Raw genomic sequence first — 22,130 nt, 5'->3', positions numbered from 1 at the left:
GGCCTTAGCTTTTCTGCGTCTCGTCCGACGCGGCCTGATATTCTTCTTTGACGGTCCCGCCTAAGCGTTCAATGTCTTTGCGGATGGCTTCTTTTTCTTCGTCGGGGCCGCGACGCATATCAACCGTGATGCCGTCGTGAAATGCCCACATGAAGGCATGGACCCATGGCACAACCGCCAAAAACCCCATCCATCCCATGATCTTGACGGCTTCGGCGTGCGGATGGTTGCGTTTGATCGCGATGCGACCGGGCAGACCCATGATGAACAGAAACAGCGCCATCACAGCGGCCAGCAACAGGATCAATGCAACGAAAGTCAGGTAATCGTAGTAGCCCAAAGGCTGTCCCAGAAGTCCCATGCTCGCGCCTCCTTTCTGGACGGTTGCCCCATCCTCAGGTGTAGGGGGGCGATCGTCAATCCATTTATGGTGGAAGGCGGTCGCAATCCCGGGTCACGGGCACAGGCGAACGTTTGTGTCCCAGGCGGTGCATTTTTCCGACAGGTCCGCAGGCAGTGGCTGATCGGTATACACCGTGTCGATTTCGGCCAGTGAGGCGATCCGCGCCGGGGCCGAGCGTTGGAACTTTGAATGATCGGCCACCAGAAACGTGCGCCGCGCCTGTGCGATGATGGTTTGGCTGACATGCACTTCCTGAAAGTCGAAATCCAGCAAGTCGCCCTCGGTATCCAACGCCGAGCATCCGATTACCGCATAGTCGAATTTGAACTGTCGGATCGTATTGACGGTCTGGTTGCCGATCAGACCACCGTCCGAGCGCCGCAACACGCCGCCAGCCACAACAATTTCGCAGCCCGGATTTTCGACCAGTATGTTTGCAACATTCATATTGTTGGTCACCACCATCAGGGTCTTGTGGTTCAGCAATTGCCGCGCGACGGCTTCGGTCGAGGTGCCGATATTCAGAAAGATCGAGGCACCTTCGGGAATATCCTGTGCGCAGGCCTGCGCCATCAGGGTCTTGGCATCCGCGTTCAGGGTGCGGCGATCCTCATACCCGATATTGGACACGCCAGAGCGCAGAACCGCACCACCATGCACCCTGTCGAGTTTGCCGGCATCGGCCAGCTCGGTCAGGTCGCGCCGGATGGTTTGGACGGTGACCCCGAACCGCTCTGCCAGCCCCTCTACCGTGACGCGGCCTTCGGTGCTTGCGATCTCAAGAATGTCGGCTTGGCGGAAGGAAAGGGACATAGCAGTTCCAAATAGTCATGGTTCTTTCGTTTTTGTTCTTTCTGGCCGAATTGGCAAGTTGCAATGCGTGAAATTCAAATCAGTGTTGCAAAACGAAAAAAAACGAACATAAAGCTTGATAATACGAATACCCTTCTGATTAATGCGCGCAGATGGGTTTGATTGGGAATCAAAAGCTATGACATCGACGGACGATCAGATCACCGACCTGTTCATCATCGGCGGCGGGATCAACGGATGCGGCATCGCGCGGGATGCGGCAGGGCGGGGAATGTCTGTCACTTTGGCGGAGATGAACGATCTGGCCTCGGCCACGTCTTCCGCCTCGACCAAGCTGTTTCATGGCGGTCTGCGGTATCTTGAGTATTTCGAAATTCGTCTGGTGCGCGAAGCTCTGATCGAACGTGAGACGCTGCTGCGCGCCATGCCCCACATCAGTTGGCCGATGCGTTTTGTGCTGCCCTATCACAAGGATATGCGGTTCGATTCCGAGACGCCGACTTCAAAGCTGCTCAGCACTGTGATGCCGTGGATGCGTGGGCGGCGACCGGCGTGGCTGATCCGGTTGGGCCTGTTCCTGTATGACAACCTTGGTGGGCGCAAGATCCTGCCGGGGACCAGCTCTTTGAACCTACGCAGCGCGCCCGAAGGTGCTCCGCTGCAGGACAGGTTCGAAACGGCCTATGAGTATTCCGATTGCTGGATCGAAGACGCCCGGCTGGTGGTTCTGAACGCCCGCGACGCCGAGGCGCGCGGGGCCCGGATCATGTTGCGGACCGAGGTGATTTCGGCCCACCGAGTCGACGATCTGTGGGAGGTTACGGTCAGGGATCGTGACAGCGATGAAACACGGGTAATCCGTGCCAAAATGCTGATCAATGCCGGTGGGCCATGGGTTGGGGACATCATCCAATCCAAAATCCACGTGAATTCGCGCGAAGGGGTGCGCTTGGTTCGCGGCAGCCATATCGTGACGCGCAGGCTGTTCGATCACGACAAGTGTTATTTCTTCCAAGGTGAGGACGGGCGCATCATCTTTGCCATTCCCTACGAACAGGATTTCACCCTGATCGGAACAACGGATCAGGACCATGCGGAACCGTCCGAACATCCCGTCTGTACCGATGCCGAGAAGGACTATTTATGCGCCTTTGCCTCGAAATACTTCGCGCAGGCCGTGACGCGGGACGACATCGTCTGGACCTATTCCGGCGTCCGCCCTCTGTATGATGACGGTGCCAGCAGCGCGACAGCGGCGACGCGGGATTATACGCTGAAGGTGAACGCAAATGGCGGGGCACCTGTGCTGAACGTGTTTGGCGGCAAGATCACGACCTATCGCCGTCTGGCTGAAAGCGCGCTTGAGAAAGTGGCAGAGCATTTCCCGGATTTGCCGGGACCATGGACAGCAGGAGTGGCCTTGCCGGGCGGGGACTTCCCGGTTGATGGGGTGCAGGCCCTTACCGACGCGCTGCGCGCAGACTATCCATTTCTTAGTGCCGCTTGGGCCGCGCGTCTGATCCGCGCCTATGGCACCGAGGCGGCGGTGATGCTGGGCGGCGCAAAGGAAGCCTGCGATCTGGGTGAGGATTTCGGCGCGACCCTGACCGCGTGCGAGGTCGCGTGGCTGATGGACAAGGAATATGCCCGGTCGGCCGAGGACGTGGTCTGGCGGCGCAACAAGCTGGGGCTGCGTCTGAACGCCGATCAGATCGCGCGGATCGATCAGTGGATGGGGCAGCGCATTCAGGCACAGGTCGCCTGACCCTTGGCTGACCCGTCGGTTCGTGTTAGCCATCGGGAACGGTCGGCAGACACCGAGGCGTCGCTGCTCTGATACCAGAGAGCTAAACCTGCCATTCAGTTTGAGACGGCATCGCAAACCAAAAGGGGCGTTGTTTCGTCAAGTCAGCGACCGACGAGCGTGCGAAACGCCCGATATGGATGCATGATGACCAAAACACCACTTCCTCTGCACGTGGATGACCTGACCGGATTTGCCCGCAGCTTAAGCCGCCAATTGGGTGAGGGCAGCCCGTCCCATCTGACCCTGATGAACATGTTGTCCCGCGCTGCCGGGTTCCAGAACCTGCAACATATGCGGGTTGCAAGTGCTGCGAAACGGCGTATCGAGGCCCGGCCTGACCTTGTGCCCGTTGATATGCGTATGGTCGAGCGGGCTCTGTTTCAATTCGACACTCAAGGCCGCTTGCGCCAATGGCCGTCCAGGCGCGCGGTGCAAACCCTTGCGTTGTGGGCTTTGTGGGCCAGCCTTCCCGCAGGCACCAGTCTGAGCGAGAAAGAAATCAACGACATGCTGGGGCGCGAGCATCTGTTCCACGACCCGGCCACATTGCGGCGCACGATGATTGGCTGCGGAATGCTGACCCGGCAAAGCGATTGCAGCGATTATCGACGTGTCGAACAGGCCCCACCGGCAGAGGCGCAGGCTGTTATCAGCGCCGTTACGGCCCGGCGTCGCAGCCGGGTGGTGGCTGCGTGAAGTTCTGAACTAAAAAAGCCCCGTGACCTGCACGGGGCTTTTTCTGCATCATTGACGGGGTCAGGTTGCTTCGCCCGTTGGGTCCGGGTCTTTCTTGCCGCCCTTCAGCCATTCGCGCAGGCTTTGCATTAGGGCGTAAAGCACCGGCACCAGGATCACGCCGACAAGCGTTGCGGCCAGCATCCCGCCAAACACGGCCACACCAATGGCTTTCTGGCTTGCCGCACCCGCACCGTTTGCCGCCAGCAGGGGAACAACCCCAAGCAGGAAGGACAGGGCCGTCATCATCACCGCGCGGAAACGCTGATAGGCGGCTTCGGCTGCGGCATCCTTGATTGACAGACCGTTGGCGCGTTGTTCCATCGCGAATTCCACAATCAGAATTCCGTTTTTCGAGGCCAGCCCCACAAGCATGATCATCCCGATCTGCGTATACAGGTTGATGTCGCTGCCCACAATGGCCACCGCCGCCACCGCGCCGAACAGGGCGACAACCACCGATAACAGGATCGAGACAGGCATCGACCAGCTTTCGTACTGACCGACAAGGAACAGGTAGCCAAAAAGGATCGCCAGCCCCAGGATCACGATCACAAGACTGCCCGAAGCCAACTGCTGCTGCGCCGTTCCGGTCCATTCGAACGCATAGCCGGGGGGCAGGGCGGTCGCCGATTCCTCGGTCATTACATTGATGGCATCACCGGTGGACAGGCCCGGCGCAGGCACCGCAGTCACAGTGGCCGAGCGGAACAGGTTATGCCGCTTCAACAAAACCGGGCCCAGCACGTTTTCGACATCGATGAGCGTGCCCAGCGGAACCATCTCACCCTGTTGCGAGCGGACGTAGAGGTTCGAGATATCCTCGACATTGTCCCTGTATGTCCCGTCCGCCTGTATCATCACGCGGTAGACGCGGCCAAACAAGTTGAAATCGTTCACATAGTACGATCCCAACTGCGCCTGCATGGTCTGAAAGATCTCGGCAACCGAGACTTGCAGGGTTTTGGCTTTCTCGCGGTCCAGATCGACAAACAGCTGTGGCACGTTTGCGCGGAAGGTCGTGTAGGATTGTCCGATCTCGGGGCGTTGGTTCGCCGCATAAACAAAGGACCCCACGGCCGAAGCCAGATCCTGCGGTGTACCGCCGCCGGTCTGCTGCACCTCCATCTCGACCCCAGCGGACATGCCCAGGCCCTGAATGGGCGGTGGGTTGAAGGCCACGATCGAGGCCGCGGATTCGCCATTGGCGATGGCGAGCACCTTGGCCAAAATGGCATTGGCGCTCACATCATCGTCCTGACGGTCATCCCAATTGGTCAGGTTCACGAAGATCGCCGCGCCGTTTGTGGTTGTACCGTTCAGCAGCGAGAAGCCGTTGACCAGCACGGTACTGGCGACACCCGGGATTTCGCGGATCTTGTCGTCCACGCGGGCCGAGACCGTTTCGGTCCGTTCCAAAGTGGCCGCGTCGGGCAGTTGGATGTCCACGAACAGATAGCCGTTGTCCTCAAGCGGGATAAAGCCGCTGGAGGTGTTGGACATGATCGTCCCCGTTCCCATCCCAAGCGCCACAATGACACCCAGCGCGACGACGGGCAGGATCAACAGCTTGCGCACAATCGCGACATAGCCGCTGCGCACCGTTCCGATGAACCCTTCAAACAGGGCCAGAAGCCCCTTGGGCGGGCCGGAACGGGCACGCAGAACCAGGCCACACAGAGCGGGCGACAAGGTCAACGCGTTGATCGATGAGATCACAACAGCGGTCGAGATCGTCACCGCAAACTGCGAATACAGCCGTCCGGAGATGCCGGGCATGAAGGTCACGGGCACAAACACGGCCAACAGAACCAGCGTTGTCGCGATCACGGGACCGGTGATCTGGCCCATCGCCTTGCGGGTCGCCTCGGCAGGGGGCAGCCCTTCATCCGCGATGATCCGTTCGACGTTTTCCACCACCACGATGGCGTCATCAACCACGATCCCGATAGCCAGAACCAGAGCGAACAGCGAGATCGTGTTCAGCGACATGCCAAAGGCCAGCAGGAAGGCAAACGTTCCTATCAAGGATACCGGAATTGCCACCGCCGGGATGATGGTCGCTCGCCAATTCCCCAGGAATATGAACACGACCGAGATCACCAGAATGAAGGTCAGGATCAGGGTCGAAACCACATCGTTCAGCGACGCCTCGACAAAGTCGGTGGTATTGAACGGCACTTCATATTCCACATCCGTCGGGAAAGAGCGGGACAAGCGTTCCAACTCGGCCTGTACCCGTTCAGACACCGCAAGCGCGTTGGCGCCGGGGGCCTGATAGATGCCGATCACTGTGGCAGGAACCGCCTGAAAGTAGCCCGAGGCTGAATAGAACTGCGCCCCAAGCTCCACTCGTGCAATGTCGCGCACACGCACGATGGACCCGGCATCGCCGGTGCGGATAACAATTTCGCCAAACTCGGCGGCTGAGGTCAGGCGTCCTTTGGTTTTGATCGTGTATTGGAATGTCTGGCCTTCAGGCACGGGCGGAGACCCGATCGAGCCTGCCGAGACTTCGATATTCTGTTCGCGGATCGCATTGATTACATCTCCGGGGGTGATCGACAGGGCGGCCATCTTGTCCGGGTCCATCCAGATCCGCATGGCGTATTCCAGATTGGTCAGAACATCCGCCTTGCCCACACCCTGAACCCGCGCCAGCGCGTCTTTCAGGTTGATCGAGGCATAGTTGGACAGAAACACACTGTCATAGGTCCCGTTGGGCGAGGTCAGCGTCACCAGCAACAGCATGTTGGTCGATGCCTTTTGAGTGACCACGCCCGAGGATGTCACCTCGGACGGCAGGGATGACATGGCCTGTGCCACCCGGTTCTGCACGTTGACCGAGGCAATGTCCGGGTCCGTGCCCACTTCGAAGGTAATATTCAGCGAATACGAGCCGTTATCGGACGAGGTTGACGTCATGTAGATCATGTCGTCCACACCGTTCACCTGCGCCTCAATCGGGGCGGCGACGGTGTTTTCCACGGTCTCGGCGTTTGCGCCGGTATAGGTGGTCGTCACGCTGACCACGGGCGGTGTGATGTCCGGGAACTGGGCGACCGGCAGAACCATATAGCCGATGCCGCCCATGATCGTCAGGACAAGCGAAATGACAAGCGCCAGCTTGGGCCGGCTGATGAACAGGGCTGAGAACATCCGTTATTCTCCCGGCTGCTCAGAGGCCACGACCGCATCCACGGCCACGCCAGGACGCACCCTTTGCAGGCCCTCGACGATCACGCTCTCGCCTTCGCGAAGCCCATCGGTGACGATGATGGCGGTGTCCACCGTGTCACCGGTCGTGATATAGCGCTGTTCGACCATCTGCTGGTCATTGACGACCAGAACAAACTCGCCCCGCTGATCCCGTTGCAGCGCGGCCTGAGGGACAAGCACCTGCAAGGTCGGCTCCAGCGCTTCGATCTGGACGTTAAGGAATGCGCCGTCGATGATCAGCCGATCCGCGTTTTCAAACTCGGCCCGCACGGTAATCGCGCCGGTCAGAGGGTCGATGCGGTTGTCGACAAACACGATTTCGCCGGTTTCACCCAATTCCGTCCCGTTGGGCAGGGTGACGTGCACATTGGGGCTCTTCTGACTTTCTGCCAGAGTGCTGGCATTCTCGCCAAACTGTTGAAGAACCGAAGTAAATTGTTTTTCGTTCAGCGAGAAGTTCACGTAGATCGGCGCTTCGCTGACCAGGTTGACCAGCGGAGGGTTCGACGGGCCAACAACGTCACCTACACTTGTGGCAACGCGCCCGATGCGGCCCGAAAACGGCGCCTGAATCTGCGTGTAGCTCAGGTCAAGCTGGGCTTGCTGGATGGCTGCGTTTGCGGCTTTGACTTCGGCTTCGGCAACCAGTTCGTTGGCGCGCGCAATGTCGCGTTCGGATTCCGGGGTTGCATCACGGCGGAACAACTCTTCTTTCCGGGCCAGATCGACCTTTGCCAGTTCCAGATTTGCCTCGGCGCGGTCCAGATCGGCCTTGCGCGCCTCAAGTGTGGCCTCATAGAGGTCGGGCTCGATGGTAAACAGAAGATCGTCTTTCTGGACCAGTGCGCCGTCCTCGACGTTCTGAGACTCAAGAAACCCGTTGACCCGCGCGACGATGTCCACCTTGTCGATGGCTTCGGCCCGACCGATGAAAACGGCTTCATCCGTGATCTCTTGGGTATAGGCCGCAGCGATGGAAACCTTTGGCGGCGGCGCGTCGCTTTGATCTTGCGCCGCAGCCCCATGCGCCACCCCAAGGCAGGTCAGTAAGGCAAGATGCCGCCCCAGCATTTTGGCTGACCCGAAGATGGGAAAACCGATATTCGTCAAATCAAGGGACATGGCGCGTGCCTCACAGTAGATATGAAATAGCTGCCCGGACCCCAAAGGCCCCGGCGCGAGTCGATAGAATTCCTCGACAGGATGGACGTTTTGAGACTTTATCTCAAGCTTCTTGAATACGACTTGTGCGGCCTTGGGCGCAGAATTTTCTTCGTGCTTCGGCTGACTTAGGGCCCCAAGGGTTCAGCACCCTGGTACGACAGGGTGCGTCACGCGATGTATCGGCAAAAAATACGGGGGCCGAAGCGGCCCCCGTGTCGTGTCTGTCACGATGGTCTGAATTCAGTCGCGGGTGCCAGCAAAACGGGTTTGCCAGTCTTCGCGCTGTTCATCTGTGATTTTGGCGAACAGGACATCGGGAACGGTGAACTCATGACCGGCGGGCAGGGCGGCCAGCGCTGCCGCCACATCCTCGGGCCAGCCGGTGTCCAGCGTGTTCATCGCGCTCAGCATCCGGGCCGAGGTGTCGGGGATGAACGGCGCGCTGAGCACCGCGTAAAGACGGATCAGGTTCAGGCCCAGACGCACCTGTGCAGCGGCCTGTTCGGGGTCTTCCTTAAAGGTCGACCATGGGGCTGCGGCCTGCAGGTATTCGTTGCCCGCCACCCAGATGGCCCGCAATTCCTGCGCCGATTTGCGCACATCCATCGCCTCCATATGCCCTTCATAGGCGCGGACGCGGCGGGTCAGTTCGTCGATCAGTGCGTTTTCACGTTCGCCATAGGTGCCACCTTGGGGCACAGCCTCGCCGAATTTCGAACGGCAGAATTTGGTGATGCGGCTGACAAAGTTGCCCAGCACGTCCGCCAGATCCTTGTTCACCGATTGCTGGAAGTTCTCCCACGTGAACTCGCTGTCGCTGCTTTCGGGCGCATGGCTCAGCAGCCACCAGCGCCAGTAATCGGCGGGCAGAATCTCCAGCGCCTGATCCATGAAGACGCCACGGCCCTGCGAGGTCGAGAACTGGCCGCCGTCATAGTTCAGGTAGTTGAAGGATTTCAGGTGATCGACCATCTTCCACGGCTCGCCCGAGCCCAGAATGGTGGCCGGGAAGCTGAGCGTATGGAACGGCACATTGTCCTTGCCCATGAACTGCACATAACGCACATCGTCCGCGCCCTTGTCAGTGCGCCACCAGCGTTCCCAGTCGGCATCCGACTTGCCGTTCGCATCTGCCCATTCCTTGGCGCAGGCGATGTATTCGATGGGTGCGTCGAACCAGACATAGAAGACCTTGCCCTCCATCCCCGGCCAGTCCTGATCGCCTTTCTTGACCGGCACACCCCAGTCCAGATCGCGGGTGATGCCGCGGTCTTGCAAACCGTCGCCATCATGCAGCCACTTCTTGGCGATCGAGGTGGTCAGGATCGGCCAATCGGTCTTGGAGTCGATCCAGGCGTCCAACTGATCCTTCATCGCGGATTGACGCAGATACAGGTGCTTGGTCTCGCGCACTTCCAGATCGGTCGAGCCGCTGATCGCGCTGCGCGGCTCGATCAGGTCGGTCGGGTCCAGCTGTTTGGTGCAGTTCTCGCACTGGTCGCCCCGCGCGCGGTCATAGCCGCAATTGGGGCAGGTGCCCTCGATATAGCGGTCGGGCAGAAAGCGTTTGTCGGCGTTGGAATAGACCTGTTTCTCGCTGACCTCGCGGATCAGCCCGGCCTCGTCCAGCTTGCCCGCGAAATGCTGGGTCAGCACCTTGTTCTGCGCGCTGGACGAGCGGCCAAAGTGGTCAAAGCTGAGCCCGAACCGTTTGGCGATATTGGCCTGAACGCCATACATCTCGGCGCAGTATTCCGCGACCGGCTTGCCCGCCTTGGCGGCCGCCAGTTCTGCCGGGGTGCCGTGTTCGTCGGTGGCGCACAGGAACATGACCTCATTCCCCCGGCCACGCTGATAACGTGCGTACAGGTCAGCAGGCAATTGCGAGCCGATCAGATTGCCGAGGTGCTTGATCCCGTTGATATAGGGGATCGCCGAGGTGATGAGAATCCGAGCCATTTTGCGTGTCCACGTAACTGTCTGCGCGCTCGTCTACAGTAAGTCACTGGCCAGCAAAAGCCCGGCTTTCGGGCAGAAGCGATTTTAACGTCTGTGTTGCCGACCCTAATGCGACCTAAGAGGTTCAGCCACCGTTCGTTTCAGGGCGTTCCCAATACAAGGTCCCCAATGCAACGTCGAAGACCGGAAAGGTGATGTTGAAATTCGCCTCCTGCATCCGTTCGCGTTTGTGATGCAAGGCATGAAGATGCCTGAGACGCCACCAGCCGGGTATGGATTGGAACATCGCCTCGGCCCGGCTGCCGGGTGGGACGTGATAGCTGAAGTGACACACCTCATAAAGCAGATATCCGGCGATGGTCGACGCGGCAAACAACGCGCCGACATTTGGATTGAATATCCATCCCAGAACAAGGCCACCGGGCAGCGCTATGCCCATCGTGAACAGAAAGATCAGATAGAGCGGGAACAGAACCACACGCCAGTCAAATGGGCTTTCATATCCCATGTCGGTATCCAGAAAAAAGGAATGATGGTCCCCGGTGTGGCGCTGGTAGAACAGTTTAAGCACCCTGGTCTTTTCGTGACCAAGCCAGCGGTGCGAGGCATATTCGGCAAAGTTCACAAACAAAAGCGTCGCCGGGATCACCAGCAACTCTGGCGCGGTCACGTCCGTGACGAAAGTCAGGCTGTAGCAGATCACGAAAAGGCCAGCGATGGCCACCGACAGCATATGAAAATACCCGCTGTACATCTTGCTTATGCCAGCGCGGTATTTCGCCCTGAAGGCCTGCATGGCTTCTCTGGTCATCATTGTCGTCTTCCTCCCGAGTATTCGGGATCAGACTATATGCTTTTCCGGAATAAGCGCCTGCGACCCGACGTTAACTTGGACAGAATGAAGGTCAGTTTCTTTCGGGTCTCGCGCAGGTTCCGCCTTGGGATGGTCGTTCAGGCATGATCCGCTCGCGGGGTGTTGGGCACAACATTCATGTTTCGCACCGTTGGGGCCAGATGCGATCAATGCTGGTCCTGCTTCTTTATCCTTCCCGGGACCGTTTCAGCAATCGGCCAATGGTGAAGGAGGTGCGCGGTGCATAGACGTAATTTGTTCGCTCTTCGGGTGTGGGGCGCGACCGCATTCGGGCCAGGCCAAATCCGATCAGGAAGATGTGACCCAGCGCAACAAAGGCAAACAGCGCCCCGGGACCGAATTGCTGGATCAGCGTTGATGAAATGTAGGGCGATGCAATGGCCCCCAGCGCATACCAGAACATCAGCGCCGCCGACAGCTCGACCCGCTGTTCGGTTGTGGCAAAGTCGTTTGCGTGGGCGGATGAAACCGAAAAGATCGGGAAGGTGGTAAAGCCGAAGAAACCAGCCGCCAGCATGACACCCACAGTTCCGGTGCCGCTGGCCGCCATGGTGACCCCGCAGCTTAGGACCGCGACGGCGGACAGCCAGATCAGAACCCAGCGCCGGTCATATTTATCCGCAAGCCAGCCCATCGGGTATTGCGCCAATGCCCCGCCCAACACGAATGAGGCCAGGAAGAACGCGATTTGGTCCACGCCCAGCCCGACCTCCTGCCCATAGACAGGACCAACCATTCGAAACGACGCGGAACTCAGCGCGGCAACGATCACGCCCGCAACGGCAAGGGGCGAACTGCGCCAGGCCAGCTTGGGCCGCAACCGAGGCGCATCAGGTGTCTGAGGTTGACTGGCCCGCGTCAGTGTCAGCGGCAACAACGCGGCGCAGCACAGAATGGCCAGCAGGTTATACGACACGTAAGAGGCAGGTGGCAGAACCGCGATGATCAACTGCGCGGTCAGCGAGGCACCCATGTCGACAATGCGGTACGTGCCCATCGCGCGCCCACGCGTTTCATTGTTGACTTTTGCGTTCAGCCAGGCCTCGATCACTGTATAGCACCCGGCGACACAGGTGCCCGATGCGATCCGCAGCGCGGCCCAGATATAGGGGTTTTCGGTCAGTGTGTGCCCGATCAGCCCCATCGCACCCAAGGCGGTGCAGACCGCGAAGGCGCGGGAATGGCCCACAGTCCCCATCAAACGCGGGGCCCACCAGCAGCCGACAAAGAACCCGATGAAATGTGCCGATCCCAGCAGACCGATCTGCTCGGTCGTGAACTCAAGCGTGATGCCCGAGATGGCGTCCAATGGCCCGACGCCGCCTGTCGACAGTTGCAACAGAATGACGGAAAGAAACAGGGCGGCGAAGGAAATGATCGTGCGCATAATGGGGTTACACTGACGCTCTGACAGGCAGATGCGCGCGCCTATTCGACGCGAGGGGGTCGTTTTTTGACCTTTGGCCGATTTCAGGCGCGTGAGATTTCGGCGTGGATGTCCAGCCCGACGTTTTCTGCCACCAGATCGGGATAGCCCGAGGCGCCAAAATCATGCCGGTTCAGCGCACCCGTCAGGCCGATGGACAATTGGTCCAGATCGTCCGGGGCTGTTCCGGGGCGACGATAAAGGCTCGCATCCAGGGTCACCGGACGGGTGACGCCCCGCACCGTCAGATCGCCGGTAATCCGCGCCCCGTCCGAGATGCGGCCCGACGGGCCAAGCTGAACGTCGGTCGAGACAAAGCGAATGGTCGGATGGCTTTTTGCGTTCAGCACGGTCTGCCCCAGCATCGGCATCCGGGCAAACGGCAGCCGTGTGCGCGCCTTGCTAACATCCAGCACCACGTCGACCCGGCTGTTCTGCAATCGGCGCGTATCGATCTGAACATTCGCCGACCGGATCGGCATCGACCCGGTCTGGGAAACGCCCGACAGATCGAAACTGAAACCGACGCGGGTGTCCCGAGCCGACAGAACATAGGGTTGCAAAGCGGCTTGCGCCGTCCGGGTCAGGGGCAGGGCAGCCAACCCGGCAAGGACACAGCGGCGGGTCAGGGTGGTCATGCCATGACCCCCTCTCGTCTGGGGCGGGAACGTTTGAGCAGCATCAGCACGATGGCGATGTTCAGCCCGTTCCACAGAATGCCGTTCACGAAGGCCAGTTGATAGTTTCCGGTCACGTCGTAAATCCATCCCGACATCCAGCCGCCAAGGGCCATGCCCAGAATGGTCATCATCATGACAAAGCCGACACGCGCCCCGGCCTCTTGCGGGGGCATGTATTCACGCACGACCAGCGCGTAGCTGGGAACGATGCCGCCCTGTGCCAGACCGAACAGCATGCTGATGACATAAAGCGAGACCATCCCGTCATAAGGCAGGAACAGAAACAGCGCGATACATTGCAGGACCGAGCCGATCAGCAGGGTCATGACGCCACCCAACCGGTCCGCCAGCAAGCCCGAGATAATCCGGCTGACAACGCCACCCAGCAGCATCAGCGACAACATCTCGGCCCCCACGGCGGGCCCGTATCCAAGTCCGACGCAATACGAGACGATATGGACCTGCGGCATGGACATGGCCACACAACAGCCGATACCGGCAAGGCCCAGAATATACTGCAGCGCGCGGGGTGAGACGCCAACGCTGCGGGCGTTGATCTGCGCGGTCGCGGCGGCTGTGCTGTGCGCCTCGACCGGGACTTGGCGGCGCAGCAGCAGCGACAGGGGAATGACGACCAGCAGGGTCAGGGCGGCTAGGGTCAGGTAGACCTGTTGCCAGCCATCGCGGGCCAGAATGTCGGACAGCAGCGTGGGCCAGATCGCGCCGGACAGATAGTTGCCGCTGGCCACCAGCGCCACGGCAATTCCGCGTCGCTTCATGAACCAATGCGAAATATCGGCGATCAGGGGGCCAAACCCAATCGATGTGCCCAGACCCAGCAGCAGATGCGCAGCCGACAGCAGCAGGATATTCGGGGCCCAAGTCGCCAGCAGATAGCTGACCGCACTCAGCATTGCAGCCCCGATCAGCGCTATGGTCACGCCCAGACGGTCAACCATTTGCCCCAACCACATATTTCCCAGGGCAAAGCCGATCATGGACAGAACATAAGGCAACGAGGCTTCGGCCCGCCCTGCACCGAATTCGGCCTCGATCGCGGGCATCACCACGATCACCGCCCACATGCCCACATTCGCCACCGTTGCGATGGCGAGCGTGATCAGAAGGCGCAGCCACGAGTAGCGGCTATCGTGGATCGGGTGAGTCATGCGGTGACGCTAGGGTGCAGTCCGGGGTTTGACCAGTCACATCTTGCGTGATCGATGCGGTCTCAGGTCAGAACATCCTCGGTTTCGACTCGTTTCAGGTGCAAACCGGCGCGGGCGGCGGTCATGGTGGCCTGCCATGTGACCGACGGCAGCGCGCGGGCGCGGCGGCGGGTCAGGGTCCAGCGGCGGGCCTCTCCCTTATGATTGGCGGCCATGTGCCAGCGCGTCTCGACCCCTTGCGCGCCACCATCGCCGGGGGTTAGCAGCAGACCCAGCGGCGCGCGCGCCATCGCGCCGCCCTGTTCGGCAGCCAGATGCATCCGCCGGATCGGGGTCAGCCCCGGCGCGCGGGGCAGATCGCCGACGATCAGCGGAATGGCCCCGCTGCGCAGCGCCTCTTCCAGACACCACAGCAGATCTTCGGCGCGGGTGGGGTGGACAAAGATGAACCGGGCGGGATCGGCAAAGGGCATCATCCCGTCGGGGTGTAACTGGCCGGGCTCCCACGCGGGGGAAATCCACAAGACCGGCCCCTGCATCTGACCGGCCAGCCACATGGCAAAACTGCGCCGGGCCGGACCGCAGACTTCGTGCACGCGGCCCAGTTGCAGGGCGATTTCCTCATGAAGTTTGACCCCCGGCGCGGCGCGCGCGGATTTTTGACCAAGAAGCTGAGCAGACATGATATGTTCGTATCATGTTCTTATTTTGCTCTCAAGTGGGGTGCGTTTAGCGCGACAGGATCAGGCGACCATCGGTGAACTGGATGTTCGAAAACCGATGCAGGTAATCCATGCCCAGCAGCGACTGATGCAGTTCACCTTCATTGATCCAGGCCGAGACATTGCGGTCCGTGATCGGCCCCAGTTCCAGGCTATCCAGCCGCACGGGCGCGGTCCGGACCTCGCCGTTCGCGGTAATCGCGCGCCCGAAATAGTTCAGCTGATCCGGGTCAATGCCCACACGTTCCGCATCCTGCGCGCTGAGGACGATCTGGCTGGCCCCGGTATCCACAAGGAAGACAATAGGCTCGCCGTTCACCGTGACCGGCAGGTAATAATGCCCGTCCTGCGCGCGCGGAACCTCGATGGTGTCGCCGGTGACGGCCATTTGCGGAGCAGGGCCGACCGAGGACCGGATATCCTCCCACAAGCCAATGACCGCGATGACGCCCACAAAGATGAACACCCAGGCCATCACCTGTTGCAGGGTCTTGTTCAGGGATTGGCGGTTCTGGGCGACAAACCACAGCAATATGGCCGCGGCCAACACGACCAGATACACCAAACGCCCGATATCGTCGCCATTCATGCTGCTGCCCTTATCCTTGGTTCTGACCCTCTATATGGGGATTTAGGACGCAAAACCAAAGGCCTTGAGGCCATCCAGAATGAACTGCACCGACAGGGCGGCCAGCAGCATACCCAACAACCGGGTCAACACGTTCAGACCGGTTTTGCCCAGAATGCGGGCGATCAGACCGCCCGACAAGAAGAACAACAGAACCACCGCCATGACGGCCAGCATTACGGCCACTGCCGCAGCAATTCCCTGAATGCCCGGATGCTGCCCGGATAGCAGAATAATGGTCGCAATCGATCCCGGCCCGGCGACCAGAGGGATGGCGAGCGGAAAGACGGACGGATCGTTGTGTTCCTCTTCCTCGGCCCGATCCTCGCGCCGTTTGGTGCGGCGTTCGAACAGCATGTCCAGCGCGGTCAGGAACAGCAGTGCGCCGCCGGCGACCTTGAACGCCTCCATCGAAATGCCAACGAAACCCAGTACGGCCTCACCAAAGGCGGCAAAGGCAATCAGGATGCCCGAAGCCACAACGCAGGTGCGATAGGCCGTTCGCCGCCGGGTGCGCGCGTCCATATCCTGCGTCATCGCGACAAAGATGGGCGCGGTGCCAAACGGGTCGATCACCACGAACAAGGTGGTGAAGGCGGTGATGAAGAAGGCGGCGTCAGTCATGCGGCGCTCTCGGCCTGTTCCAGTTTTTCAGCCGCAGCAACCCAAAGCGCCTCGGCCTTTTGCATGGCTTCGGTGACTTCGGCGAATTTACGGTTCCAGGTTTCCAGATCGTTGATCTTGTCATCCTCGTACAAGGCCGGGTCCGCCAGCTTGGCCGACAGCTTGTCATGCATGTCCGTCAGTTTCTCGATCCGGTCCTCGCATTTGCGCAGATCGGCGCGCAGGGCCAGCATCGCCTCACGCGAGGGGCGCTTGGGCTTGGCGGTTTGCGGCTTCGCCTTCACGGGTTTGTCGCGGGCCAGCAGCAAGGAACGATAGGCCTCCAGATCGCCATCGAACGGCTTGACCGTCCCGTCCGAGACCAGCCATAGCCGGTCCGCCACCAGCGATAGCAGGTGCATGTCATGGCTGACCAGCACAACCGCGCCGGAATAGGCGGTCAGCGCCTCGACCAGCGCCTCGCGGCTTTCGATGTCCAGATGGTTGGTCGGCTCGTCCAGGATCAGCATATGCGGCGCGTCGATGGTGGCCAGCAGCAGCGACAGCCGCGCCTTTTGACCGCCCGACAGACGCCCCACCTTGGTCTCAGCCTGATCCGCGTTCAGGCCGAACCCGGCCAGACGCGAGCGCCACTTGCCCGGCGCCTCATCCGGGCGCAGGCGGCGCAAGTGGTCCAGCGGCGTCTCGTCCACATAGAGCTCATCCACCTGATGCTGCGCGAAATAGCCGATGCGCAGCTTGTTGGAGCGGCTCATCTTGCCCACCATCAGGGGCAGGCGGTCGGACAGCAGCTTGGACAGGGTCGATTTACCCTGACCGTTCTTGCCCAGCAGCGCGATGCGGTCGTCCTGATCGATGCGCAGGTTCAGACGGCGCAGCACTTCGGTCTCGCCATAGCCCGTGACGCCGCCTTCGAGATTGATGATGGGTGGCGACAGTTCCTCGGGTTCCGGGAAAGAGAACGCGCGCAACGCGGCCTCTTGCGGGGTTGAGACCAGTTGGATGCGTTCGATCATCTTCAGGCGAGATTGGGCCTGCACGGCTTTGGACGCCTTGGCGCGAAACCGGTCCACGAAACTTTGCAGATGCGCGATGCGGGCCTTGGCCTTGGCGTTTTCCGATTCCGCCTGCGCCAGCCGCTCGGCCCGGCGTTCGGCGAATTTGTCGTATGGCACCGCGTAGTAGGTGAGCTTTCGATCCTCCAGATGCAGGATCGAGCCCACCGCGCGGTTTAGCAGCCCGCGGTCGTGGCTGATGATGATGACCGTATGCGGATATTTCGCCAGATAGCTTTCCAGCCATAAGGCGCCTTCGAGGTCCAGATAGTTGGTCGGTTCGTCCAGCAGCAGCAGATCAGGCTGAGAAAACAGCACCGCCGCCAACGCCACGCGCATCCGCCAGCCGCCCGAGAAATCGGAACAGGGTTTCAGCTGGTCGTCGTCATCGAACCCCAGACCCTTGAGGATCGAGGCCGCGCGCGCCTCGGCCGACCACGCATCAATATCGGCCAAACGGGTCTGGATCTCCGCGATCCGTGCGGGGTCGGTGGCGCTGTCGGCCTCGGCCATCAGCGCGCTACGTTCGGTATCGGCGGCCAGAACCGTGTTGATCAGCGACACATCGGACGAGGGCACCTCTTGCGCCACCCCACCAATCCGCGCCCGTTTCGGGACCGAGATATTGCCGGACTCCAGCGCCAGTTCCCCCCGGATCAGTCGAAACAGGGTGGTCTTGCCGGTGCCATTGCGGCCCACAAGCCCGACCTTGTGCCCGTCGGGAATGGTTGCACTGGCCCCGTCGAACAGGGGGCGGCCTTCAACGGCATAGGTGATGTCTTCGATCCGTAGCATGAGGCCGCTCTTAGCAGAGCCGTGATGCCGCCGCCAGCGGCTTGGCATGTTCAACCGCCGGGCAATGTGTTAGCGCGTTCTGCAAGCACCGGAGACACCTTATGCGCGCGGCCCAATCGCACCCGACACTGATCACGCTGGTTCTGCTGACCGCGCTGTCGGTGCTGTCGCTGAATATGTTCCTGCCGTCACTGGCCCATATTGGTGAGGATTTGCAGGCTGACTATGGATTGGTCAATCTGGCGGTCGCGGGCTATCTGGCTCTGTCCGCTGTTCTGCAACTGATCATGGGGCCCTTGTCCGACCGGTTCGGGCGGCGGCCCGTTCTGCTGCTCAGCATGGTGATTTTTGTTGCGGCATCTGTCGGTTGCGCCTTGGCCGAGTCGATCTGGGTCTTTCTTGGCTTTCGCATGTTGCAGGGCGCAATCATCGCGGGGCAGGTGCTGTCGCGCGCTGCTGTGCGCGATATGTACGAGCCCAACGAAGCCGCCAGCAAACTGGGTTACATCTCGATGGCGATGGCCCTTGCGCCAATGCTGGGCCCGATGCTGGGCGGCGTGCTTGAAATGCTGTTCGGCTGGCGCGCGGGTTTTGTCCTTTATGCCATGTTGGGCGTGGCCATGTTGGTGCTGGTCTGGGCCGATATGGGCGAGACCAACACAAACGCCAACGCAACTTTCGCCGCGCAGATGCGGCTTTATCCGCAGCTGTTCGGCTCTCGCCGGTTCTGGGGCTATTCGTTCTGCGCGGCATTTTCGATCGGGGGCTTTTATGCCTTCATCACTGGCGCGCCTTTGGTCGCGGGCGCGTGGTTCGATCTCAACCCGGCTTTGTTAGGGGTAGGGATCGGGATTATCACGCTGGGGTTCATGGCTGGCAGCTTTCTGACCGGACGCCTCGCCGCCCACACAAAACTAAGCACGATGATCCTTGTTGGACGGGCAATCGCCTCGCTTGGTCCGCTGATCGGCTTGCTGACATTCCTTGGCGGGTTCGGCACGGTCTGGACGTTTTTTGGGTCCGCAGTCTTCGTGGGCTTTGGCAACGGTCTGACTGTCGCCAATGCAACGGCCGGGTTGATGTCGGTCAGGCCGCAGCTTGCGGGCAGCGCCGCCGGATTGTCCGGCGCGATCACCGTTCTGTTGGGCGCTATTCTCACCTCAGCCACCGGCGCACTGGTCAGTGCCCAGAACGCGCCCTTTGTCGTGTTGGGCATGATGTGCGCCAGCAGCTTTGCGGGGCTTTTGTCCATCCTCTATGTGCGTTGGATCGATCTGCACGACCCGCTTCCCGACACGATCTGAATGTCAGGCAATCATTGTCCTTTTCTTACGCCCGATACCATGCTACGCGGCGCGCGATGGATTTCGGCGCGAGTGTCGCGCCCTATGTTAAGGAGAGGCCGACATGGCACTGGAACGCACATTCTCGATCATCAAACCCGATGCAACCCGCCGCAACCTGACTGGCAAGATCAACGCCAAATTCGAAGACGCGGGCCTGCGCATCGTTGCGCAAAAGCGCATCCACATGACCAAGGAACAGGCTGGCAAGTTCTACGAAGTCCACGCCGAGCGTCCGTTCTATGACGAACTGTGCGAATTCATGTCGTCGGCTCCGGTCGTTGTTCAGGTTCTGGAAGGTGAAGGCGCCATTGCCAAGAACCGCGAAGTCATGGGCGCAACCAACCCCGCTGACGCGGCCGCCGGCACCATCCGCGCCGAGTTCGCTGAATCGGTCGGTGAAAACTCGGTCCACGGTTCGGACGCACCGGAAACCGCAGCAGTCGAGATTGCCTATTTCTTCTCGGGCATCGAACTGGTCGGCTAAGCTACGGCTTATATCGGATTTTGAGGCCGCTCCGTTTTGGGGCGGTCTTTTTCGTTCAGACCTGTTTCAGATCCTTGGCGGCAACACGCACGCCAATCGCATCCAGATCCGAGATCATCTGGTTTTCCGGAGCGGCTTTGGTGCTGGCCTTGATGGCGTTAAACCGCTGACGCAGCTGCTTTTTCTCTTCACCCTTGCAGTCGTTCCAAGGGCGGCCCTGCAGGCCCATCACCAGCACATAATACCCGATGAAATGCGCTTTGGTTCCGGCCTGTAGCAGCCGGGAATACGCCTCATCCGGCCCCAACTCGCGCAGTTCCTGCGCTGAATGGATGCCCGCGCGGGCGCAGGCTTGCTCGAAGGCGGGACCCAGATTGCGGATGGATGAGACGGGATCAGACATGCCCTTGGTTTAACCAGCCGTTGCAGGGCTGTCACCCGCGCATTTCGTCGGGTCGCGCCCGGTTTTACTTGCAACGAATGCAGAGTCTTGCATTCATAACGTCATGCCATCGCAGAAAATTGGATGGTTAGAACCAAAGGCTTCGGCCAAACTGTGGAGAATAGCGAAAAACACCCCACATTGGCTTGAGGGAAAGCCCCTTGGATTGCTGAAAAAAGTTCGATTGTAGAAAGCATCGGCATTCAGAAGGTCACGGAGATTCTGGTCAATGACGACCTTGAAGCAGAACGAAAGAGCAGTTCATGAATTCTGAGTCCGAGGCGCTTTTCTTTGTTCTTGGCGCGTTTGATCAGGCTGCGTTTGCGTCGGCCCTGACTGATATGTCGGTGAGAGTCACCAGGTCGTACGCTGGTAAGCCGTTTATTCTGCTGGATTGCCATGATCAGTCGATCCGCGCCTCTGGTCGGATATTGTTGGAAACGGAAGGGGCGTTGCACCTGTTGCAGAAGGACGGTGCGCGCCGGATCCAAAAAGGCAAGGGCCGGGGCCGGTTTGTGCAGGATCTGCCAACAGGTCCTGTGCGTGAGGCTTTGAGCGGCTTTCCCAAACTACGCGCCTTGATGGAAATCGCCACGGGAGAAAGGCAGGAAAGCGACGTGGCCCTGCTGGACGATCTGCAAAAGACGCAAGTGCGCGGCAGTGTGGTGTCGTTGTCTACGGAACATGGTCGGGCGACAATCCTGCGCCTTCGGCGATTGCGTGGATACGACAAAGCCTTTGACAAAGCCTGCGCTGCGGTCCGTGCAATGGTTGGGGCAAGCCCGGACATTGAATCACTGGCGGATGCGGTATCGGCGACCGACGCGCGTTATCGTGCCAAGCCCGAGATCGCATTGGGGACCGACGAACCCTCGATTCAAGTCGCGGCTGATATTATCAAGACTTATCTAAAGGTTGCGCAGCAAAATGAAAGTGGCCTGATCGCGGATATTGATACCGAGTTTCTGCATGACTACCGCGTGTCGCTGCGTCGAATTCGCTCGGTCATCAGCCTGTTCAAAGGGGTGTTTTCTGAGGCGCAGACCGCCGAATTCAAAAAGACCTTCTCGGAGCTGATGGCGCCGACAGGGCGGATGCGGGATCTGGACGTCTATCTTCTGGAAAAGGATATGTATTTCAACCTGGTGCCAAGCACGCTTCATGCTGGTCTGGACGCCATGTTTGCGCAATTCCAGAAGGAACGCGCCCAAGAACTGTCGCGCATCACGCGCCGATTGCGCAGCAAGACTTACCAAAGCCAGATGTCTGACCTCAGGGCGCTGTTTGACGGGACGGATAACGTAAAACCGGGACCGAATGCGCAGCGCGGGGCGTATGATTATGCCTGCGCGCTGATCTGGAAACGCTATCGCAAGGTCTGCAAGATCGCGCGCAGCATCACGCCCGAAACTCCGGATGAATCAGTGCATGGCCTTCGGATCGACTGCAAGAAACTCCGATACCTGATGGAGTTCTTTGCGCCCCTGTTCGACGCAAAGGATTTCAAATCGATCCTCAAGCCCCTGAAAAAGCTTCAGGATAACCTTGGACTGTTCAACGATTTCTCGGTCCAGCAAGAGGCTCTGCTGGCTTTTACGTCTCAGCAATCAAACGCCCAAGGCCGTGTGGATGCTCAGGTCGGTTTGGCTGTTGGCGGGCTGATCGCCGTACTGGATCAACGTCAGCGGGCCGAGCGTGACCGGGTGATCGCCAATTTCCAGCAATTCGATGCCCCCGAAACACGCCATCTGTTCCGCAGCCTGTTTCACCAGCCCAAGGAGTGAG

The 22,130-nt window shown here is 60.0% G+C and carries 19 protein-coding genes; 5 read left to right on the top strand and 14 right to left on the bottom strand.

The features are described 5' to 3' along the window. Window positions 1-4: 4 nt before the first annotated feature. Together ACR0AC_RS00420 and ACR0AC_RS00415 are read right to left on the bottom strand one after the other, a co-directional pair. Window positions 5-361: a DUF3302 domain-containing protein gene (locus ACR0AC_RS00420; protein WP_170518099.1), complete on the bottom strand. Its 357-nt coding sequence runs from the start codon at window positions 359-361 to the stop codon at window positions 5-7. A 93-nt stretch (window positions 362-454) separates the two neighbouring features. Further along, on the bottom strand, window positions 455-1,216 hold the full coding sequence (locus ACR0AC_RS00415; protein WP_480871623.1) for a DeoR/GlpR family DNA-binding transcription regulator: 762 nt from the start codon (window positions 1,214-1,216) through the stop codon (window positions 455-457). 178 nt (window positions 1,217-1,394) lie between these two features. On the opposite strand from ACR0AC_RS00415, the gene glpD reads away from it, so the two are divergent. Together glpD and ACR0AC_RS00405 are read left to right on the top strand one after the other, a co-directional pair. Further along, a complete protein-coding gene (gene glpD / locus ACR0AC_RS00410) occupies window positions 1,395-2,981 on the top strand; it encodes a glycerol-3-phosphate dehydrogenase (RefSeq protein ID WP_480871622.1) in 1,587 nt (528 codons plus the stop codon). 186 nt (window positions 2,982-3,167) lie between these two features. Beyond that, entirely contained in the window at window positions 3,168-3,719 is a 552-nt protein-coding gene (locus tag ACR0AC_RS00405; RefSeq protein WP_480871621.1) for a DUF2087 domain-containing protein, read from the top strand. A gap of 60 nt (window positions 3,720-3,779) precedes the next feature. Here the strand turns inward: ACR0AC_RS00405 and ACR0AC_RS00400 are convergent, their stop codons facing one another. From ACR0AC_RS00400 to ACR0AC_RS00350, 11 genes are all read right to left on the bottom strand, one after another. Further along, window positions 3,780-6,917, bottom strand: coding sequence for an efflux RND transporter permease subunit (locus ACR0AC_RS00400; RefSeq protein ID WP_480871620.1), 3,138 nt, complete (start codon window positions 6,915-6,917; stop codon window positions 3,780-3,782). A gap of 3 nt (window positions 6,918-6,920) precedes the next feature. Beyond that, on the bottom strand, window positions 6,921-8,099 hold the full coding sequence (locus ACR0AC_RS00395; protein WP_170451259.1) for an efflux RND transporter periplasmic adaptor subunit: 1,179 nt from the start codon (window positions 8,097-8,099) through the stop codon (window positions 6,921-6,923). Between the two features lie 282 nt (window positions 8,100-8,381). Next, entirely contained in the window at window positions 8,382-10,100 is a 1,719-nt protein-coding gene (gene metG, locus ACR0AC_RS00390) for a methionine--tRNA ligase (protein WP_480871619.1), read from the bottom strand. A gap of 124 nt (window positions 10,101-10,224) precedes the next feature. Beyond that, on the bottom strand, window positions 10,225-10,914 hold the full coding sequence (locus ACR0AC_RS00385) for a sterol desaturase family protein (RefSeq protein ID WP_480871618.1): 690 nt from the start codon (window positions 10,912-10,914) through the stop codon (window positions 10,225-10,227). A 226-nt stretch (window positions 10,915-11,140) separates the two neighbouring features. After that, window positions 11,141-12,361, bottom strand: coding sequence for an MFS transporter (locus ACR0AC_RS00380; RefSeq protein WP_170451252.1), 1,221 nt, complete (start codon window positions 12,359-12,361; stop codon window positions 11,141-11,143). A gap of 83 nt (window positions 12,362-12,444) precedes the next feature. Further along, window positions 12,445-13,038, bottom strand: coding sequence for a YceI family protein (locus ACR0AC_RS00375; RefSeq protein ID WP_170621683.1), 594 nt, complete (start codon window positions 13,036-13,038; stop codon window positions 12,445-12,447). Continuing rightward, window positions 13,035-14,249 carry an MFS transporter gene (locus ACR0AC_RS00370; protein ID WP_170518127.1) on the bottom strand — a complete coding sequence of 405 codons (1,215 nt, stop codon included), beginning with the start codon at window positions 14,247-14,249 and terminating at the stop codon, window positions 13,035-13,037. Before ACR0AC_RS00370 ends, ACR0AC_RS00375 begins: the two co-directional genes overlap by 4 nt. A 62-nt stretch (window positions 14,250-14,311) precedes the next feature. After that, window positions 14,312-14,932, bottom strand: a complete 621-nt coding sequence (locus tag ACR0AC_RS00365) for an ImuA family protein (RefSeq protein ID WP_480871617.1) — start codon at window positions 14,930-14,932, stop codon at window positions 14,312-14,314. Window positions 14,933-14,978: 46 nt separating this feature from the next. Next, entirely contained in the window at window positions 14,979-15,560 is a 582-nt protein-coding gene (locus ACR0AC_RS00360) for a TIGR02281 family clan AA aspartic protease (RefSeq protein WP_170451244.1), read from the bottom strand. A 42-nt stretch (window positions 15,561-15,602) separates the two neighbouring features. Next, entirely contained in the window at window positions 15,603-16,223 is a 621-nt protein-coding gene (locus ACR0AC_RS00355) for a MarC family protein (RefSeq protein ID WP_170451242.1), read from the bottom strand. Continuing rightward, window positions 16,220-18,073: an ABC-F family ATP-binding cassette domain-containing protein gene (locus ACR0AC_RS00350; protein WP_170451240.1), complete on the bottom strand. Its 1,854-nt coding sequence runs from the start codon at window positions 18,071-18,073 to the stop codon at window positions 16,220-16,222. The genes ACR0AC_RS00355 and ACR0AC_RS00350 overlap by 4 nt, the downstream gene beginning before the upstream one ends. A gap of 101 nt (window positions 18,074-18,174) precedes the next feature. On the opposite strand from ACR0AC_RS00350, the gene ACR0AC_RS00345 reads away from it, so the two are divergent. Both ACR0AC_RS00345 and ndk read left to right on the top strand, forming a co-directional pair. Continuing rightward, the gene (locus ACR0AC_RS00345) at window positions 18,175-19,377 is read left to right on the top strand and encodes a multidrug effflux MFS transporter (RefSeq protein WP_170621687.1); all 1,203 of its coding nucleotides are present in this window, start codon (window positions 18,175-18,177) and stop codon (window positions 19,375-19,377) included. A 103-nt stretch (window positions 19,378-19,480) separates the two neighbouring features. Further along, complete coding sequence (gene ndk, locus ACR0AC_RS00340) at window positions 19,481-19,903, top strand: nucleoside-diphosphate kinase (protein WP_170352964.1); 423 nt, start codon at window positions 19,481-19,483, stop codon at window positions 19,901-19,903. Window positions 19,904-19,958: 55 nt separating this feature from the next. On the opposite strand, the gene ACR0AC_RS00335 is transcribed toward ndk, so the two are convergent. Then, window positions 19,959-20,306: a TfoX/Sxy family protein gene (locus ACR0AC_RS00335; RefSeq protein WP_480871616.1), complete on the bottom strand. Its 348-nt coding sequence runs from the start codon at window positions 20,304-20,306 to the stop codon at window positions 19,959-19,961. A 302-nt stretch (window positions 20,307-20,608) separates the two neighbouring features. On the opposite strand from ACR0AC_RS00335, the gene ACR0AC_RS00330 reads away from it, so the two are divergent. Beyond that, the gene (locus ACR0AC_RS00330) at window positions 20,609-22,129 is read left to right on the top strand and encodes a CHAD domain-containing protein (RefSeq protein WP_170451234.1); all 1,521 of its coding nucleotides are present in this window, start codon (window positions 20,609-20,611) and stop codon (window positions 22,127-22,129) included. Window position 22,130 lies beyond the last annotated feature (1 nt).

The sequence above is a fragment of the Ruegeria sp. H7 genome (assembly GCF_056532945.1).
Note: the sequence above shows the minus strand (reverse complement) of the source record. Positions and strands in the feature narration are given on the sequence as shown.

Bases quoted from the DNA above. Each gene is read 5' to 3' on its own strand.
- ACR0AC_RS00355 (WP_170451242.1), bottom strand. From the start codon at position 16,223: ATGACTGACGCCGCCTTCTTCATCACCGCCTTCACCACCTTGTTCGTG.
- ACR0AC_RS00400 (WP_480871620.1), bottom strand. From the start codon at position 6,917: ATGTTCTCAGCCCTGTTCATCAGCCGGCCCAAGCTGGCGCTTGTCATT.
- ndk (WP_170352964.1), top strand. From the start codon at position 19,481: ATGGCACTGGAACGCACATTCTCGATCATCAAACCCGATGCAACCCGC.
- ACR0AC_RS00330 (WP_170451234.1), top strand. From the start codon at position 20,609: ATGAATTCTGAGTCCGAGGCGCTTTTCTTTGTTCTTGGCGCGTTTGAT.
- metG (WP_480871619.1), bottom strand. From the start codon at position 10,100: ATGGCTCGGATTCTCATCACCTCGGCGATCCCCTATATCAACGGGATC.
- glpD (WP_480871622.1), top strand. From the start codon at position 1,395: ATGACATCGACGGACGATCAGATCACCGACCTGTTCATCATCGGCGGC.
- ACR0AC_RS00350 (WP_170451240.1), bottom strand. From the start codon at position 18,073: ATGCTACGGATCGAAGACATCACCTATGCCGTTGAAGGCCGCCCCCTG.
- ACR0AC_RS00375 (WP_170621683.1), bottom strand. From the start codon at position 13,038: ATGACCACCCTGACCCGCCGCTGTGTCCTTGCCGGGTTGGCTGCCCTG.
- ACR0AC_RS00395 (WP_170451259.1), bottom strand. From the start codon at position 8,099: ATGTCCCTTGATTTGACGAATATCGGTTTTCCCATCTTCGGGTCAGCC.
- ACR0AC_RS00335 (WP_480871616.1), bottom strand. From the start codon at position 20,306: ATGTCTGATCCCGTCTCATCCATCCGCAATCTGGGTCCCGCCTTCGAG.
- ACR0AC_RS00365 (WP_480871617.1), bottom strand. From the start codon at position 14,932: ATGTCTGCTCAGCTTCTTGGTCAAAAATCCGCGCGCGCCGCGCCGGGG.
- ACR0AC_RS00380 (WP_170451252.1), bottom strand. From the start codon at position 12,361: ATGCGCACGATCATTTCCTTCGCCGCCCTGTTTCTTTCCGTCATTCTG.
- ACR0AC_RS00420 (WP_170518099.1), bottom strand. From the start codon at position 361: ATGGGACTTCTGGGACAGCCTTTGGGCTACTACGATTACCTGACTTTC.
- ACR0AC_RS00370 (WP_170518127.1), bottom strand. From the start codon at position 14,249: ATGACTCACCCGATCCACGATAGCCGCTACTCGTGGCTGCGCCTTCTG.
- ACR0AC_RS00360 (WP_170451244.1), bottom strand. From the start codon at position 15,560: ATGAATGGCGACGATATCGGGCGTTTGGTGTATCTGGTCGTGTTGGCC.
- ACR0AC_RS00415 (WP_480871623.1), bottom strand. From the start codon at position 1,216: ATGTCCCTTTCCTTCCGCCAAGCCGACATTCTTGAGATCGCAAGCACC.
- ACR0AC_RS00385 (WP_480871618.1), bottom strand. From the start codon at position 10,914: ATGATGACCAGAGAAGCCATGCAGGCCTTCAGGGCGAAATACCGCGCT.
- ACR0AC_RS00405 (WP_480871621.1), top strand. From the start codon at position 3,168: ATGACCAAAACACCACTTCCTCTGCACGTGGATGACCTGACCGGATTT.
- ACR0AC_RS00345 (WP_170621687.1), top strand. From the start codon at position 18,175: ATGCGCGCGGCCCAATCGCACCCGACACTGATCACGCTGGTTCTGCTG.